Origin of the sequence: Dyadobacter sp. (assembly GCF_039919315.1) — a bacterium.
GTDB lineage: Bacteria > Bacteroidota > Bacteroidia > Cytophagales > Spirosomataceae > Dyadobacter.
On sequence record NZ_JBDSFX010000002.1, the window covers coordinates 67,030 to 82,493 of the forward strand.

Consider the following 15,464-nt stretch of genomic DNA (forward strand, 5'->3'; position numbering starts at 1 on the left):
AACTAACCGAACTACGCACCAGAAATTTTGTTGAAATTGAATATTATGGTATAACATATTGGTTCAACCTCCTAGATGATTTAATCCACCCGGAGTCGAACAAATGTAGAACCTAATGCTGCTTGATTTGAAGAACTTGGCTGAGTTCAATGTCGAGAAACGAGCTCATGTTGTCTTGTAATGCCGATAAATTATTAACCAGTCCGCGGTTCGAAAACCTCTGCATCTGCTATGAGGGAGGAGATATCAGGCAGTGGCTGGCCGGTTGAAATGGAGTTTGACTAGTGTCCCGTCCTGGTTTTCGTAGGTCAGGATACCATCGAGCTGACGAGTGAGGAGTTCCACCAGCTGCGTACCAAAGCCTGTTTCTTTGGCTGTTTCCATGGGCTTCTTGCCAATACCATTGTCGGCCACTTGCAGCAAAAGCGATTCTTCGTCCATGCGCGTCAGGCTAACGCGAATCGTGCCCCTGTCCCTGCCCACAAATGCATATTTAAGCGAGTTAGTGAATAACTCGTTGGCAATCAGCCCCACGGAAATTGCTGTGTCGATATCTAATACTAGTTCGGGCATCGGACAATCAATATGGATACGATTCGCCATGTCGAAGGAATGGAGAATGCTTTCTCCCAGCTTGTTAAAATAGTCACGCATTTCTATGGCGCCCAATTGCTCGCCCTGATACAATTTCTGGTGAATAATGCTCATGCTCTGCACCCGGTTCTGACTGGCTTGTATGGCTTCCAGTACTTTGGGGTCGGAGATTTTGGCTGATTGCAGTGAAAGCAAACCCGACACCACACCCAGATTATTCTTGACCCGGTGATGGACCTCTTTCAACAGGAGCTCGTTCTGGCTGTTTTTTTGTGCGATTTCGTCCCGCTGCTGTTTGATTACTACGGCTTCCTCCAAGGCTAGTTCGCGAGCTTGTTCATGCAATCGGGCTTTCATTAGGTACCAAAAACCAACTAACAGCAACAGCGCGCAAGCTACGTATGCCCCAGGACTTAGCCACCAGGGAGGACTGATAACGATCCGCAGAGGTGTCACCAATTTAGTCCAGATTCCATCGCTATTGCGGGATTTTAAATGAAAAATGTAAGAGCCTGAATTCATTTGAGCAAAATCGACGGTATGGTTCAGGCCAATATTTACCCATTGCGGCTCCTCATCTTTTGCGGTCAGCGCGTAAGCATATTCACGGCTATTGGTGTTGCGGTAATCCAGGAGCGCAAATTTAATTTCAAGGGTGTTTTCCCGATACGATAATGCCAGCTCATGGCCACGCCAGCGATTTTCGGGCAGGGCGCTCATCTTTTTTGTTCTATCAACATCAAAAGAAGACACTGCTACCAGCCGGAGGGGCGAGCGAGCTCGAGGGGCGTTTTGAATGAGGGCCGGCGTAAACCGTCGCAGATTATTCTGGCAGCTAAAATACACCTCGCCTGTGCCGAGCCGCGCAGCAATGGGTGTGGAATACACCGAGGTGCCTACAAACTGCGGGAATGTATTTACCTTCTCCGTCACTGGGTCAATACTGGATACCACATGATTCTGGTTAAACCAGATTTTACCCTCCTCGTCAAGCGTGGCATGGGCAAAATAATCATCCGTAAACCCATGGGCAAAGCCATACTTTTTGAATCGCCCCGTTTTCACCGACAGCCGCTGCAAGGGAGCGCTATACCCGCTAGTCACCCAGACATCGCCCTGCTTGTCAATCAAAGGTGCAAAAGTAGAGTTGCTGGCCAGCCCATTCCGGTCGCCTTGCCGGAGCATAAACCGCTGCACGCGCCGGGAGCGTTTATCAATCCGGCAAAGTCCGTTCGCCGCTCCGCAGACCCAAACGTTATTTTGGGAATCGATGGCAATTTTTTGCAGCAGGTTCGATGCCAGGGTGTTAGGGTCAGTAGGGTCATTTTTCCACTGTTCATAGCGATCCACCATACCCGTTTTCACAGACAAACTACCCTTTGGGATACGGAAAAGCCCATAACCCCAGGTCGATATCCATAGGTCGCCATCCTGGTCAAGAGCAGAACAGATGGGGGATTGGATGGATTTGCCTCCTGGCTTACCTATTCGGACAGGGGTGCTGCGACCCGTTTTTTTGTCAAAAACAAACAAGCCTTCTGTGTCGGAGATCACCAGCAAATAGTGATCAGCTAGAAGGCTGAGGGAGACTATTGAGGGCTTTTTCAGCACAAACTTAGTATCATTCTGGTTGGGATTGTGCCGGATTAGTCCGAGATCGGTCCCGATCCAGATCAGGCTATCCGGATCATGGAGTATGTCTTCGGCCCTCGGCTTGATGTTACCCAGCATAGGCATCTGCAGATTGGGGTACCGTTCCTGGCGGTCGTCGAAAAAGAGCGGATTCTTGTCGTCAAGGCGTTCGAGCCAAATCAGGCCCTGCGGGTCTTCGTAAAGTGTAACCAATCCCTTTAGTCGCTCCTGATTTTCGACGGCTATCGGGGTACATTCTTCTACCCGGGTCCGGTCTGCTGAAATTCTGAAAATATTGTTCTCGCAACAGAGCCAAAGCCGTCCCGAACGGTCTTCCAGAATTACTCTTGGAAACGGAATGGGCTTACCGTCGGCAGTATGGATATCAAATGGGGTGATCTGACCAGTCTTTGGACTGAACACCCGTAGCCCGGTTTGATTGGGAACGCCCATCCAGAGCAATCCCAGATGATCTTTACAGAGGCTGTTCGGGACATTCAAGCCAACTGTGAAATTAGGTACTGACGCGCCTTGTCCGTCAATAGCCGGAAAGCAAAACCATTGTTTACTGGCCCGGTTGTAATACTCGAACCCAACAGTGGTACTGACATAAACCCGGTCCCTTTCCACAATAATAGGTGACAACGGATTGCCTTGTAGCTGCCCCGCCTCGCCGGGCCTGGGCAGAAAACGAACAGTACGACCCGTCCGTGGATTAAACTGATTCATGCCCCAATCGCTTCCGATCCAAATTTGGCCTGATTCATCGCGTTGAAGGTACCTGAGTTTGTCAGTCGACAAGCTGGCTTTGTCGGTAGGCACGTGACGAAAATGAGCGACCTTTCCGGTTTGCGGATTATAGGCATTCAGGCCACCGTCACGGGTGGAGATCCAGAAATTACCTTGTTCATCCTGGATCATGTCGACCACATGCGGTGAGGAGAGTGAATTCAGGTCAACCGGATTGGAGCGGACCGTTACGATCTCGTGGCCATCATATCTTTTCAGACCATCGTCACTGATAAACCAGAGAAAATCGTCACGGTCGTTAAAAAAACTGTGGATAACGAATTGATTTCTGTTGCGGCCCAGCGTTTCTTTGGGCGGCTCATTGAAATAAAGTACCGTGGATTGTGCCTGTCCGGTGAGTGAGGGCAGGCACAACAGGATGAAGAGCCACCATTGAAAAATGTATTTACCCATGTTGGGACAAGCAGTTTCGGTAGCTCACAAGATACAAAAAAAGAGAGCGTTATGGAGCCGGGGGGGCATCGGCATTCCACATGCCCATGATGGATACCCACTTTCCGTCTTTGTTGCGTTTGAGCAATTCGGTGTACCGGCCTTTATCGACAACAACTTTCCCATCGGGCGTCTTTATATCCATCTGAAACTGACCTGTTTCCCACCCCAGGCTACCCTCGCTTCCGGTTCTAATCGTTTTGACGGATACATTGGTAGCCCCTGTTTCAATAGCACCCTGCCAGTATTTGAGAATGTTTGCCCGACCGGTTACTGCAGGTTCGTTAGGCGGATACAATGTGGCGTCTTCAGCATAGCAATTCGCAGCAGCTTCCGCATCCTTGGTATTAAGCGCAACTGCAAAATCCCTGTTCACCTGGGACAGCTCTTCGGCTGTGGCGGGCTTTTCCTTCGCCGGCGCGTTGCAGGAGGTATTAAAACATGTTAACGCAGCAAAAACACCAAGTAACTGGGCAAACGATTTGGTTTTCATTTAGCAGGAGCGTTCGGGCTGGACATATCTCTGAACATCTTCCATTTTCCTTCCTCTTTTTTCCAAAGAACGATGTACTTATCAACTCCAACTACCACATCCTTTACATAAATAGTCACTTCACCTTCTTCCGCCAATAAATCCTCATTACCAAATACTTCTTTCGTTTCGAAATTCAATTTTGTTACTCCTGACTTTATAATACCTGAGACAGCTGTCTGAATAGCTGCTCTTCCAACAAAAGAGGGGGCTTGGGGAAACATTAACTTCGCATCTGTCGCGTAAAGGCCCGCTACTCCAGCCGAATCACCTTTGGCAAAAGAAGCCATAAAATTTTTGTTGATTTCTTCAATTTCAGTTCTGGCAGCTGTTAAATTGAATTCCGTAACTGCCTGTTCTTTTGGCTTTTCGGTACAGCTTTGAAATGCAAATGCTAAACTGCAAAGCGTGAACAACAACGTTTTTTGATTTGATAATCCCAAAAAAGAGGAGGGTTTCATAGTCGGATATGGTTGGTTAATCAGTGAACTTTGAACGCTTCTAATTCAATTTCGATCAGTTGGCCGGGCAATGCTAACTCCTTCACACCAAACCTGTCGGGAACTGCTTCTTGTAGATCGTGCTACGGTAGGCTGAATGTTTCTCAAATTCTTGCATGTTGGTCGGCAGAATGTTCTCGACTACCACATCGTCCAGGGTGTAGCCATAGTGTTTCATAACCTTGTCGAGATCGCCATAGCACTTCTCAATATCCAGTTTTTCAAGGTCCTGAAAGAAGGCTTTACGAGAGCAGAAATTTCCTTTTCAGTCGCTTGCATAAAGTTTTAAAATTAAGCCACCGGGTAACTGATTGCCCGGTGGCGGAGGGTGGACCATCTCCGTTTATTTGATCATAGATTTCGCTTTATCGGCACGCTCTTTCGCATCAGGGAGTCCCATTGCAACGGCTTTATCATAGAATTCGGCAGATTTTGCATATTCTTTGTTGTTCATGTAAAATTCTGCCATACTGTCGTAGGCATTCGCCTCTTTCGGTGCGAGGGTAACGTACTTCTCAAAAGAGGTCTTGGCTTTATCCATTTCTTTTTTTTCCATATACAGATAGCCCATTATATTATGGACAGGCGCAAATTTCGGGCTCATTTTTGCCAGTTTTTCAGCGTAATCCAGGGCGCTGTCGACGTTCTTATCAGTATAAACTGCATGGAGCGAGGCCCACTCCAACGCCTGTGGTGTTTTCGGATATGCAGCTACCAATGCTGTCATGGTTTCGGCAGCTTTTGCACTGGTATCTGCCTTCCAGCTGACGAAATATTGCCGCATTATTTTTTCAGCCTCGTTGAGTTTAGCCGCATCAAGGGCCAAGGCTTTGTCAAGAAGGGCTGGTCGTTCCTTTCTGGTTCCGAACTGAACGGCATATACGTATGCCATAAAAAAGTTCGGGTCTTCGGCCAGTGCTTTGTCGATTTCCGCCTTGGCTTCTTTAAAATGGATATTCGAATACAGGTCGGATGCCCTATGCAACGACGCGATGGCCGTTTTGGAGGTGGAAGAAACAGGAAGGTAAAAATCCTGAGCTGATGCGATGGTAATGCTTCCCCAGAGGAGAGCGAGTCCTGCAAATAATTTTTTCATAGGATTGATCGGCGTTTGATGGTTTACATTGGATCCAAACTAACGCCAATATATTTCGATATCAAGTGTGCCAGGACGAACGCATTCTTTTACTGTCCGGAGATCCGCAATTTCTTACCGAAGGAAAATTCAAGGGCAGGTTGCCGGTTGCGACGGGGTAATGTGGGGCCTTAAATGGTCTGGATTCGTTTCAGCAGCGCATCACGAAAGTTGTGGCTGAGCGGGATCGTTTTGCCCTTGATGCCGATATGTCCTTCGCCGACCTCATCCACCTGCGTCAGGTTTACCAGATAGGATCGGTGCACCCTCACAAAATAGTTGGACGGGAGTTTGTCTTCCATCACCTTCAGGGTCGTTGTCATCAGATATTCTTTGTTCGCCGTAAAGAGGTGGGAGTAGTTGCGGTCGGCTTCGACATAGAGAATATCAGCAATGAAGATCTTGACGATCTTTTCACGGTGCCGCACAAAAATCCGGTCACTAAGCACAAATTGCGCAGGGGCGGCATCATTGGAAGCGGGATGATGTTCATCGACCAGGCGGCTGATGGCCAGTTCGATGGCGCGTTGCAACTCAATCGATCGGATCGGCTTGGAGATGTAGGCATAGGGGCGGGTTTTTTTAGCCCGGGCAAAGGTGGCTTCGTCGGTATTGGCCGTGACGTAAATGATCGGAATGTTCCATCGTTGCAGGATTGCATGGGCCGTTTCGATACCGTCGAGCGGACCTTTGAGGCTGATATCGAGTAAAATAAGGTCAGGCCGGTCGGTTTCGGCGTGCCGGATGGCTTCTTCACCCCGTGGGACAATCCCGCTCACCTCATAGCCGAGCTTGCTGAGCTGCAGGGCGATGTCGGCAGCAATAATCATGTCATCCTCCACAATGAGCAGCTTTATGGCAATATTCATGTTGTTTGATTGCTATTATTGTACGTTCACAGTTTCGTTTTTCACTGAAACAGAAGTCGAACCGCTAATGTGCACAAAAACAGCGGCAAAGAGGTTTTTATTTGCCTGAAAAAATAAAAAAATTCCTCAGGATGTGTATAGGGGACTTAGTACCAGCAACTGAATAAATGTCGAACCAATTGCCTGATTGATTTACGGAGATTGTCAGAGTTTGTTATACTACTGTCAAGTGCGCCGAGGCACGACTTCCCCGAATGGAAACACGGTGACCGCATTCGATTTATTTCGGCCATTAGTTATCTTAATTTTCAATCAACCCGTTCATATCCCAAAATACTGGCGTCCAGGATTTTTAGTCAACTGCAAACTGGCTGTTGCACAACTCGGTAAAAAACAGCCTAAGGCTCTTTCATAACTGCCTGGATTTTTATAACTTCAGGAATGCAAGGAAGAAAAAATTACTCTGAAAAGCTTTTCATGAGTTTCCAGTTATCCGAGCGGATCCCGAAGGATAATTTTTACGGGAGGCTCAGAGAGATTCTGGATTTACAATCCATTTACAGCAATACCCGAGACCTGTATGGTCGCACCGACAACCCGGTTTAAGCTTATGCTTACGGGTTACCGGGAAAAGATAACCTCTGACCGTAAACGGGTATATCACTGCGCGATGTGCATGGACATTCTTTACTTTTTGGGTTATGATATTGATGAGCAGCTACCTTTGCATTCGACCATTAGCCGGACAAGACAATTACACCCAGCTACCGTTTTTGAATCTATATTCAATAAGACGTTTGCTTTATTTGTTGATAAGGGCATGGTTAGAGGCCATACCCAGGCCATGGACTTGGCACCTGGTTTACTTTGATCAGGAACGATTCATAAATCCTCAAACAAGATGATTTTCAGGCTATATTAATCACTAAAAGCGCCCTTTGAGGCGCTTTTAGTGATCCAGCTGATTCGGTTTGCTCTGGCGGATTTCAATATGCATTTCACAGATTGGCCCGAGATTCTGAAAACCTTGGAGAGTCGTTTCATAATTAAGCGCGATTTGAACTCTCGTTTCTCCAATTGGTCAGAACAGTTCAAGTCTCCAACTATAATTCGGGCTATTAGTACGAAAGACATTAGTGACGAAATTGATAGACTGGATAGCAATTGCAACTACTGGGTGGTTCTTGTGCTTGGCGATTATCCCTCAGCGAAACAGGTTGTGTACGATTGCAAGCCAATCGTGATAAGAGCTTTGATTGAAATAGGCACCGGTAATTTCTTTATTGGAGATAAAAAGTATAACTGGCTTGTTCAATTTCACCAGACGACAAGCAACATAGTTTCTTTGATCAAATCTGGTAAACATGAGACGCCATTTGAAAAGACGTCTAATAGCTGAAAAAATGTTTAAACGTTGGAAGTTGATTAGATAGTTTTTTCCATAATTTTCTTTCCCTGTTTTCACCTTCTCTCTCGCGATCCCCTCTCACAACAGGAGGGGGCGTGAGAGAGAAGGTGAAAAGATTAAATAACATTCGATCTCTCAAATTTGGTCTGACATGTACGAACGACCACCATAAATAATTCTACGCAATTATTTACAGACTTCTATATATTTATCTAAGATTAGAGAAACGCAAGATAATTTCCTTTCCTCAACCGCCTGTTTTCATCTTATGCCTTTTTTATGAGCAACATCTTTCGTGCGCCTAACAAAGAGACCGAATATCAAAGTTATATGGTTTATGCTTTGATATTCGTCTGGTTTTTGACAACGGCAATAGTCATTGTGATAGAGCTATTTTATTTTCCACACCTGTGGTACCGTTGGCTACTGTTGTTAGGGGTTATGTTTTTTATTGCCGCTTTTAATCTTAGTCTGAACTATTTCCGGCGCAGCCGGGAGGCCAGCTGGTCATTTACAATAATGTTGTGGCTGTACATTACCATTCACTGTTACTCGACAGGTGGGATTTTTGCACCCGGTATCCTGTCGCAGACGAGTGTTATACTTACCGCCGGGTTTTTACTGGGTCGCAGAGGTGGCTTGGCCATCGGTTTATTGACCATCGTTGCGGACTTCGGTCTGGCTTACCTGGAAATAAACGGTCTTTTGCCCATTGCTGCAGTCGCACATGATCCTATCGGACGCTGGCTTAGCGCTATTATCCCTTTTGGTACCATCCTGGTGTTGCAATATTATGCGATCAATCACCTGCGCACCAGTTTAGTAAGCTTACAAAGGGAAATCATTGGGCGTAAAGATGCGGAAGTCATTAAAGACAAGACCGTTCTTGACCTTAGGGAGCGGGAAAAGGAATTGAGAGATTACAAATACGCGTTAGAAATTTCTTCTATTGTAAGTGTTACAGACGTAGATGGCCACTTCACGTTCGTAAATGAGAATTTCTGTAAGATCAGTAAATACAGTGTCGAGGAATTATTGGGCCAGTCGCATAGCATCCTGTGGTCGGGCGAGCATCCCCCTGAGTATTTCGCCGGGCTGGTATCAGCTATGCAAGAAGGAAAGTTTTATAGAGCAGAATTTTGCAATAAGGCCAAAGATGGCTCCGTCTATTGGGTGGATACCAACATCGTTCCGTTTTTGAATGAGGAAGGAAAGGTCTATCAGTATATGTCCATCAACCGTGATATTACACGAAAGAAGGAAGCATTGGAACAACTACGGGTCAGCGAGGAACGCTATAAGTCTATCATTACCGTTTCAAATACAGGCGCTTGGGAATACGAACTTGATACTGATCGGGTATGGTACAGCGCTCAATATTTTGCTATGCTTGGCATGGATAGGCCAGATGGTTTTTGGGATGAGACTATGGCCACGACCTGGATGGACAGGCTCCATCCGGAAGACCGGGAACGTTCAATAAAGAAATTTGATGACTTTTTAAAGAGCGGCTCCTTGGACTTATATGAAAGTTTTTTTAGGATGCGCCATGAGAACGGAAATTGGGTGTGGATTTGGTCGCGCGCCAGAAGACTTCATGACCGCCATGGTAATATTACCAACATCACACTGGGTACCCACACCGATATCTCAGAACGCGTAAACGCAGAGGAAAAGATTAGGGAAAGTGAACGCCTGATCAAAAAAATCACCAGCCAGGTCCCGGGGAATACGTATATGTTTGAAATAGAAGAAAGCGGCAAACCGAACATCCTTTTCGTTAACCGCGGTAATGAAGATTTCAATTTTACCACTAGTCTGGTGGATATTTCGCAGGACGGCAACAAGGTACTGGAGGTTTGGCATGAAAGCGACCGCGCACTTCTTCATGAAAAGATGAAAGAGGCCTACCAGTCAGAGGCCCCAATAAGCTTTCAATACCGGATTGTGGTCAATGACACAATCCGGTGGCGCTGGCTGCAGGCTGTTCCCGAGAGAAACGAGCATGACAAGGTAATTTGGTACGGCGCAACCCGGGACATTACAACCCTGGTGGATTACATCGCTTCGTCAGAACAGATCCTGTTCGATATCTCACATGTTTTGCGAAGACCGATTTCCTCCATGTTGGGCATTACCTCAATCATCAACGAAGGCGATCTTGATCATGAGGAATTGATGAATTTCGCCCTTCATTTGCATCCAGTTGCTAAAGAACTGGATAAGTTTATGATCGAATTGAACCGGGTATATGAACAGAAACGACAAATTAATTCGCTCAATATTGACTTTTCTTCGCTGGTAGATAAGCGTAATTCATTATTTACGCAGGCACACTAGTGTGTTGACCGTCCAACTACGATGTGAATCAGCGAATGCAGAATTTACAATCTTTAGAAAGATTTATATGATTCGCTCAAATAAAAAGAAATAAATTTTTGCATTTTAATATTTACATCAAATTATTTACTGGTATGGCTCTTTAATGCCCATAGGAAACATATGCCTTTCGCCTTTTGTAATATAGGGCATCTCTTTCTTGTTACAACTGAATAGGCGTTGGATTAATTTGTTCCTTACCGCATTTACATGAAGGCAAAATAAACTGCACATATGCAAGCCTTTGCAATCCTAGAAAGGGTATTTATACAGCGCTAGCTTTCCGTGCCTGACCTCTTGGAAAGCCGCCCTTTCAAAGCCTGCATATCTTCGCTGACCTTCGTATTCAGGATCTTCGCATAAATCTGCGTTGTACGAATGTTGGTATGTCCGAGCATCTTGGAAATACTTTCAATCGGGACACCATTCTGCAGCGTAACAGTAGTCGCGAACTTATGCCTGGCTACGTGTGAGGTGAGAACTTTGTTAATCCCGCAGATTATGGCGATTTCTTTCAAGTAATCATTCATCTTTTGATTACTTGGCACAGGCAAGACCAGCCCACGCGATTCGCAAAGCGGATGGTCTTTATATCTGTCAATAATTTCAAGTGCTTCTTGCAGCAGCGGAATATGCGATTTGACATTGGTTTTAGTCCGCTGGCTGAATATCCACTGTTCGCCATCGATTCCACGTGTTATCTGGCTTCTTTGGAGCTTCTGGATGTCGGAGTAAGCCAGGCCGGTGAAACAACAAAAAAGAAAGGTGTCGCGAACCTGGGCGAGCCGATCGCTGGCAAATTCTTTGTCGGCCATCAATTCTAATTCAGTTCTGGTCAGGATTGCCTTGTCGACTTTTTTGTACTTGCCTTTGAAGTTCACTCAATAGCGTCATTTTCCGGATCTGTTGCTTCCCAACGATGTTTGATGCGGATTTCTTGCAAGGCTTCGATAGCCAATCTTTGCACGTGAAAACGGTCAGTTACGCATACTGCCTGCGGAAAACATCGCTTGGCGATCATTGACATGCTGCTGGCCATATCAAGGGTTATCCGCGTCGGCGGTCCGATCAGTTACTCTTTTGCGTAGCCAATCGGGAATTTTGCGGAGAACCTCAATAACCGTTTCAGCCTTAGTGCCAGCCACAATAGCGACTATAATGCCGCTTCGGCGGTCCGACCTTACCGCCTTTGGCCGCTTTATTTGTAAGAATAGTATAGAGCTCACCACGGGATAGGCTGGTTTCATCTATCGATAGCTGTGGCCCCCAATTTTCAGGGTACAAAAGCCATTTTTTAGCATGGCCTCTTTGATTCCAATCTTTGAACCCACTCTGAAAATCACGGTATTGACGCAAGAGATCTCGGCCATTTACTCCATAAAAACGACCGATGCTCCAAACATCATTAGCCCTCGTATCCACCAATTTCTTTTAAAAAAAGCGGAAAACTCAATCGTCATCCGCGTTCCCCGAGCTACCTCATTCCAATCTCTGAAAACAATTTTGCCTGTAATGGTATTAAGCCACCTGCGGCGTTTGATGTGAAGAAACACTTTATGTCCTCGTATCGGAAAGTCTTGCAGGGTAATTATCGGGAAATAGCCTTTGGAAAGTAAATAGTTTTTTCTTGGATCATCTTCTGCGTAATTCTTCTCCTCCAAATGCACATGGTAACGCTCTTCGGACTTCTCTACATGCGTAACCAAGTAATTCACAATTATAAAATCAGGTAAGATTAACTCGATAAGCGGCAAGAAACTCTCCAAAACAGACTAGGTTGATTAAAAACACAAACCTAGATAAATCCTATGCACTCCACAAGTTTTTGACCTGACCCCCAAAATTTGATTAAAATTGAATATTTTGGCACAACCGGAAAAGAAAAAAAGCCTGCTAATCTGTTGATTTGCAGGCTTTTGATGCTTTTTGTTATTTCTTCAAGTGATCCCGCTGGGATTCGAACCCAGGACCCATACATTAAAAGTGTATTGCTCTACCAGCTGAGCTACGGAATCCTACATTTGACTTGGGATTTTTTTCCTTTCGTCACATTGTATCGTGGTGCAAAAGTAGTATTTTAATAATCCAATGCAAATTTGTGTTGCATGTTTTTAGAGGGAAATATTCTCGATTTAGTCCAATATGCTCGTTTTGAGAGCGCTAGGAGAACAAATTTTTTATTTTTGACCGTAGCCTCGCAGCTGAGTATAGAAGATAATGTTAACTGGATAATAAATTCCCTTTATTTTTTTGCTACTAATTCTTGTTAAATCAAAAATCAGCTCTCCCGGCATTCCACCTGCTGCCATCTGTAACAGCTCTTGGCTTCAAAAACATAAATAAGAAAACGAGAAAATTAAGAATGATACTTACACAATCCCGAATGCATGTGACGCGGGTTGCATAAACTTAACAGATTTCATATCATCCTCAATGCTGCTCGACATATAAAGCTTTCTGAACGGATCGGAACAGTGCCAACCGAGCCCATGAATGTTGCATTACCTTTTTGTTGAATGCGTTTTACCGTTAAGTAAGTATTTTTATATATTCTAACTATATATTTATATATTTAAGTCTTCGCATGTTGACTAAGCCAGACCTTCGGGAGTGGCATACACTGCACCCTTTTTTATCCTATTCCATCAATTTAATCTCGTTTCTCTATGGCAGAACCTTTTTTATCAGAGATCAGAATGGTCAGTTTTGGATTTCCACCGAAAGGCTGGGCACTCTCAAACGGACAGCTGTTACCCATTAATCAAAATCAGGCCCTGTTCTCACTTTTAGGCACGACCTATGGCGGAGACGGCCGCGTGAATTTTGCATTGCCTGATTACAGGTCACGAACACCTATGCATGTCGGCAATGGACATAATTTGGGCGAGAGAGGAGGGGAGGCCGGGCACACCCTGTCCATCAGTGAGCTCCCGAACCACTCGCACTTTATGCAGGCGATCGACACCGGTACCGCCACTAACAATGTGAACAATCCCACCGGCAACTTCTTTTCAAACTCGCAGCCCACTAACCTCTACCAGAACGCCCCTAATGCGATTGTTACTCCAAAAGATGGTACGATAACATACGTTGGAGGAGGGCAGGCGCATCAGAACATGCAACCTTTCCTGACCATCAGTTTCTGTATTGCACTCCAGGGCATTTTCCCCAGCCCTAATTAAGAGCTGATTAGAGTTATTTTCCTTTCCTATCGTTCATTATTAATTTAGAAATAAATGGCACAACCTTATGTAGGAGAAATCCGGATTTTTGCAGGGAATTTTCAACCTGCCGGTTGGGCGTTCTGTGATGGTCAATTATTACCAATATCCGAAAATGAAACTCTTTTTCAACTGATCGGCACTACGTATGGTGGTGATGGTCAAGAGACGTTTTCATTGCCTGATCTCAGAGGACGAATTCCTGTACACCAGGGAAATGGCACCGTTCTTGCTGAATCAGGTGGCTCGGAATCAGTCACGCTTGCAATCGCGCAAATACCCAGGCATAGCCACCCCATGCTGGCGAGTAGCGACATTGCCAATGTCCCCAGCCCAGAAAATGCTATTTTAGCTGTTTCCTCAAAAGCTACTATCTTTTTTAATGATCCGCCTTCAGCCTTTATGAGCCCAAACAGCATCACATCGGCAGGAGGGAGCCAACCGCACGAAAATATGCAGCCTTACCTGTGCGTGAATTTTATTATTTCCCTCTTCGGGATTTTCCCATCACCGACCTAACAAGGGCGAATACCTGTCATACCTGAACAATCTAATCTTAATCATTTGTTATGGATCCTTTTGTAGCTGAAATACGGATATTCCCATTCAATTTTTCCCCCAGGGGCTGGGCCTGGTGCAACGGCCAACTCCTGCCTTTATCGCAAAATACTGCACTGTTTTCTCTGCTCGGCACCACATATGGTGGTGACGGTAGAAGTACTTTTGCATTACCCGATCTTCAGGGCAGAGTGCCTATGCACCCTGGCCAGGGACCAGGCCTATCTCTCCGTGATCTGGGTGAAGCCAGCGGAGTAGAAACCGTTACTTTGCTGCAAACTGAGATGCCTCAGCACAACCACATGGTCGCCGATGCGCCTGAGCCTGGTGAAGCAACGTCACCTGCGGGCAATACGATCAGCGTCTCACAGGAAGGCAACGTATATGTAGGCGGGACAGCCAACAAGCTGATGTCGAGCAAGGTACTACCACCGGTAGGCGATAATAATCCCCACAATAACCTGCAGCCGTATCTGACGACTTACTTCTGTATTGCAATGCAGGGCGTATTTCCTGCGAGAACATAGCGCAAAAAAGTTCTTTATTTAAACTGTCTGACCAAAAAAGTATTGTTGAATGGAATTGACTTTGACAAACCCTTCGATTCAGTTGAGGGCCATCAATCAAAATGATATGACCTCTCTTTTGGAGATTTATGCAAGTACGCGGCAGGAGGAACTGGAAAAGGTTCCCGGCTGGACTGAAAATATGAAGCATGAGTTTGTGAAAAGTCAATTCTATGCACAGCATAAGTACTACCAACAAAACTATGTTGGTGGGAATTTTTGGGTGATCGAATCAAAGAAAAAGAACATCGGGAGACTGTATCTCCACGAAAACTTCCAGGAGCGGGGTATACGGATCATTGACATTACCATTCGGCCTGATTACCGTAACAAGGGCATCGGCAAGAGTATTTTAGAAGATTTAATGCATAAATCCGCAGGACTTGGCCGTCCGCTGAGTATTCATGTCGAGTCTTTTAATCCTGCCAAAAATCTGTATACCCGCCTGGGATTTGAAAAAATAAGTGAAACAAACGGAGTCTATCATTTAATGGAATGGAAACATACAATTTAAGCTTAATTAAATCAGACGATTTTAAGACCTACCTGAACCAGCCACTCGACATTAATTTTTCCGAGTCGATCGCGGTATCGTCTGTCCTCACGAGGATCACAGATTTGAATAGCTATTCACCGCTGGAACGCTCCGCATTCTCGATTGAATTGCAAACAACGGGAGATATGACAATGCGTCCCCAAGGCATTTACAGGATCAATCATCCTGTCAAAAAGGAATTGGATGTCTTTTTAGTACCGATCGGAATAGACAATAAGGGAATGAAATACGAAGCCGTTTTTTCCTGAAATAACAACAATGTTACTAACTCA

Annotated in this window: 16 protein-coding genes, 1 tRNA gene and 1 pseudogene; 8 read left to right on the forward strand and 10 right to left on the reverse strand. The window is 45.4% G+C overall.

Features of this window, described 5'->3' with window-relative positions; translation table 11 throughout:
• Positions 1-246 precede the first annotated feature (246 nt).
• The 6 genes from ABIO93_RS01610 to ABIO93_RS01635 all read right to left on the reverse strand — a co-directional run bounded on the left by ABIO93_RS01610 (position 247) and on the right by ABIO93_RS01635 (position 6,504).
• Positions 247-3,429, reverse strand: a complete 3,183-nt coding sequence (locus ABIO93_RS01610) for a histidine kinase dimerization/phosphoacceptor domain -containing protein (RefSeq protein WP_348063715.1) — start codon at positions 3,427-3,429, stop codon at positions 247-249.
• 49 nt (positions 3,430-3,478) lie between these two features.
• On the reverse strand, positions 3,479-3,961 hold the full coding sequence (locus tag ABIO93_RS01615) for a nuclear transport factor 2 family protein (protein WP_348063717.1): 483 nt from the start codon (positions 3,959-3,961) through the stop codon (positions 3,479-3,481).
• Entirely contained in the window at positions 3,958-4,461 is a 504-nt protein-coding gene (locus tag ABIO93_RS01620; protein WP_348063719.1) for a nuclear transport factor 2 family protein, read from the reverse strand. The genes ABIO93_RS01615 and ABIO93_RS01620 overlap by 4 nt, the downstream gene beginning before the upstream one ends.
• Positions 4,462-4,543: 82 nt before the next feature.
• Positions 4,544-4,678: a hypothetical protein gene (locus tag ABIO93_RS01625; protein WP_348063721.1), complete on the reverse strand. Its 135-nt coding sequence runs from the start codon at positions 4,676-4,678 to the stop codon at positions 4,544-4,546.
• A 165-nt stretch (positions 4,679-4,843) separates the two neighbouring features.
• On the reverse strand, positions 4,844-5,596 hold the full coding sequence (locus tag ABIO93_RS01630) for a tetratricopeptide repeat protein (RefSeq protein ID WP_348063723.1): 753 nt from the start codon (positions 5,594-5,596) through the stop codon (positions 4,844-4,846).
• A 170-nt stretch (positions 5,597-5,766) separates the two neighbouring features.
• The gene (locus ABIO93_RS01635) at positions 5,767-6,504 is read right to left on the reverse strand and encodes a LytTR family transcriptional regulator DNA-binding domain-containing protein (RefSeq protein WP_348063725.1); all 738 of its coding nucleotides are present in this window, start codon (positions 6,502-6,504) and stop codon (positions 5,767-5,769) included.
• 441 nt (positions 6,505-6,945) lie between these two features.
• On the opposite strand from ABIO93_RS01635, the gene ABIO93_RS01640 reads away from it, so the two are divergent.
• The 3 genes from ABIO93_RS01640 (at position 6,946) to ABIO93_RS01650 (ending at position 10,252) form a co-directional block, all read left to right on the forward strand.
• On the forward strand, positions 6,946-7,110 hold the full coding sequence (locus ABIO93_RS01640; RefSeq protein WP_348063727.1) for a hypothetical protein: 165 nt from the start codon (positions 6,946-6,948) through the stop codon (positions 7,108-7,110).
• A 4-nt stretch (positions 7,111-7,114) separates the two neighbouring features.
• Positions 7,115-7,375, forward strand: coding sequence for a transposase (locus ABIO93_RS01645; RefSeq protein ID WP_348063729.1), 261 nt, complete (start codon positions 7,115-7,117; stop codon positions 7,373-7,375).
• Positions 7,376-8,191: 816 nt separating this feature from the next.
• Positions 8,192-10,252, forward strand: coding sequence for a PAS domain-containing protein (locus ABIO93_RS01650; RefSeq protein WP_348063731.1), 2,061 nt, complete (start codon positions 8,192-8,194; stop codon positions 10,250-10,252).
• A 314-nt stretch (positions 10,253-10,566) separates the two neighbouring features.
• Here ABIO93_RS01650 and ABIO93_RS01655 read toward each other — a convergent pair whose 3' ends face one another.
• The 4 genes and pseudogenes from ABIO93_RS01655 to ABIO93_RS01670 form a co-directional block, all read right to left on the reverse strand.
• Complete coding sequence (locus tag ABIO93_RS01655; protein WP_348063733.1) at positions 10,567-11,172, reverse strand: site-specific integrase; 606 nt, start codon at positions 11,170-11,172, stop codon at positions 10,567-10,569.
• Between the two features lie 11 nt (positions 11,173-11,183).
• Positions 11,184-11,713, reverse strand: a pseudogene (locus ABIO93_RS01660) (transposase); the annotation flags it as partial.
• Positions 11,662-12,006: a transposase gene (locus ABIO93_RS01665; RefSeq protein ID WP_348063735.1), complete on the reverse strand. Its 345-nt coding sequence runs from the start codon at positions 12,004-12,006 to the stop codon at positions 11,662-11,664. The gene ABIO93_RS01665 and the pseudogene ABIO93_RS01660, both read right to left, overlap by 52 nt.
• A 227-nt stretch (positions 12,007-12,233) precedes the next feature.
• Positions 12,234-12,306, reverse strand: a tRNA-Lys gene (locus ABIO93_RS01670).
• A 651-nt stretch (positions 12,307-12,957) separates the two neighbouring features.
• On the opposite strand from ABIO93_RS01670, the gene ABIO93_RS01675 reads away from it, so the two are divergent.
• Genes ABIO93_RS01675 through ABIO93_RS01695 form a run of 5 tightly spaced genes read left to right on the forward strand, consistent with a single transcriptional unit; the run spans position 12,958 to position 15,440 of the window.
• Positions 12,958-13,473 carry a tail fiber protein gene (locus ABIO93_RS01675; RefSeq protein WP_348063737.1) on the forward strand — a complete coding sequence of 172 codons (516 nt, stop codon included), beginning with the start codon at positions 12,958-12,960 and terminating at the stop codon, positions 13,471-13,473.
• A 54-nt stretch (positions 13,474-13,527) separates the two neighbouring features.
• Positions 13,528-14,031 carry a tail fiber protein gene (locus ABIO93_RS01680; RefSeq protein ID WP_348063739.1) on the forward strand — a complete coding sequence of 168 codons (504 nt, stop codon included), beginning with the start codon at positions 13,528-13,530 and terminating at the stop codon, positions 14,029-14,031.
• Positions 14,032-14,081: 50 nt separating this feature from the next.
• Positions 14,082-14,597 carry a tail fiber protein gene (locus ABIO93_RS01685; protein WP_348063741.1) on the forward strand — a complete coding sequence of 172 codons (516 nt, stop codon included), beginning with the start codon at positions 14,082-14,084 and terminating at the stop codon, positions 14,595-14,597.
• Positions 14,598-14,646: 49 nt separating this feature from the next.
• Complete coding sequence (locus ABIO93_RS01690; protein WP_348063743.1) at positions 14,647-15,150, forward strand: GNAT family N-acetyltransferase; 504 nt, start codon at positions 14,647-14,649, stop codon at positions 15,148-15,150.
• Positions 15,132-15,440, forward strand: a complete 309-nt coding sequence (locus ABIO93_RS01695; RefSeq protein ID WP_348063745.1) for a hypothetical protein — start codon at positions 15,132-15,134, stop codon at positions 15,438-15,440. Before ABIO93_RS01690 ends, ABIO93_RS01695 begins: the two co-directional genes overlap by 19 nt.
• The last annotated feature ends 24 nt before the right edge of the window (positions 15,441-15,464 follow it).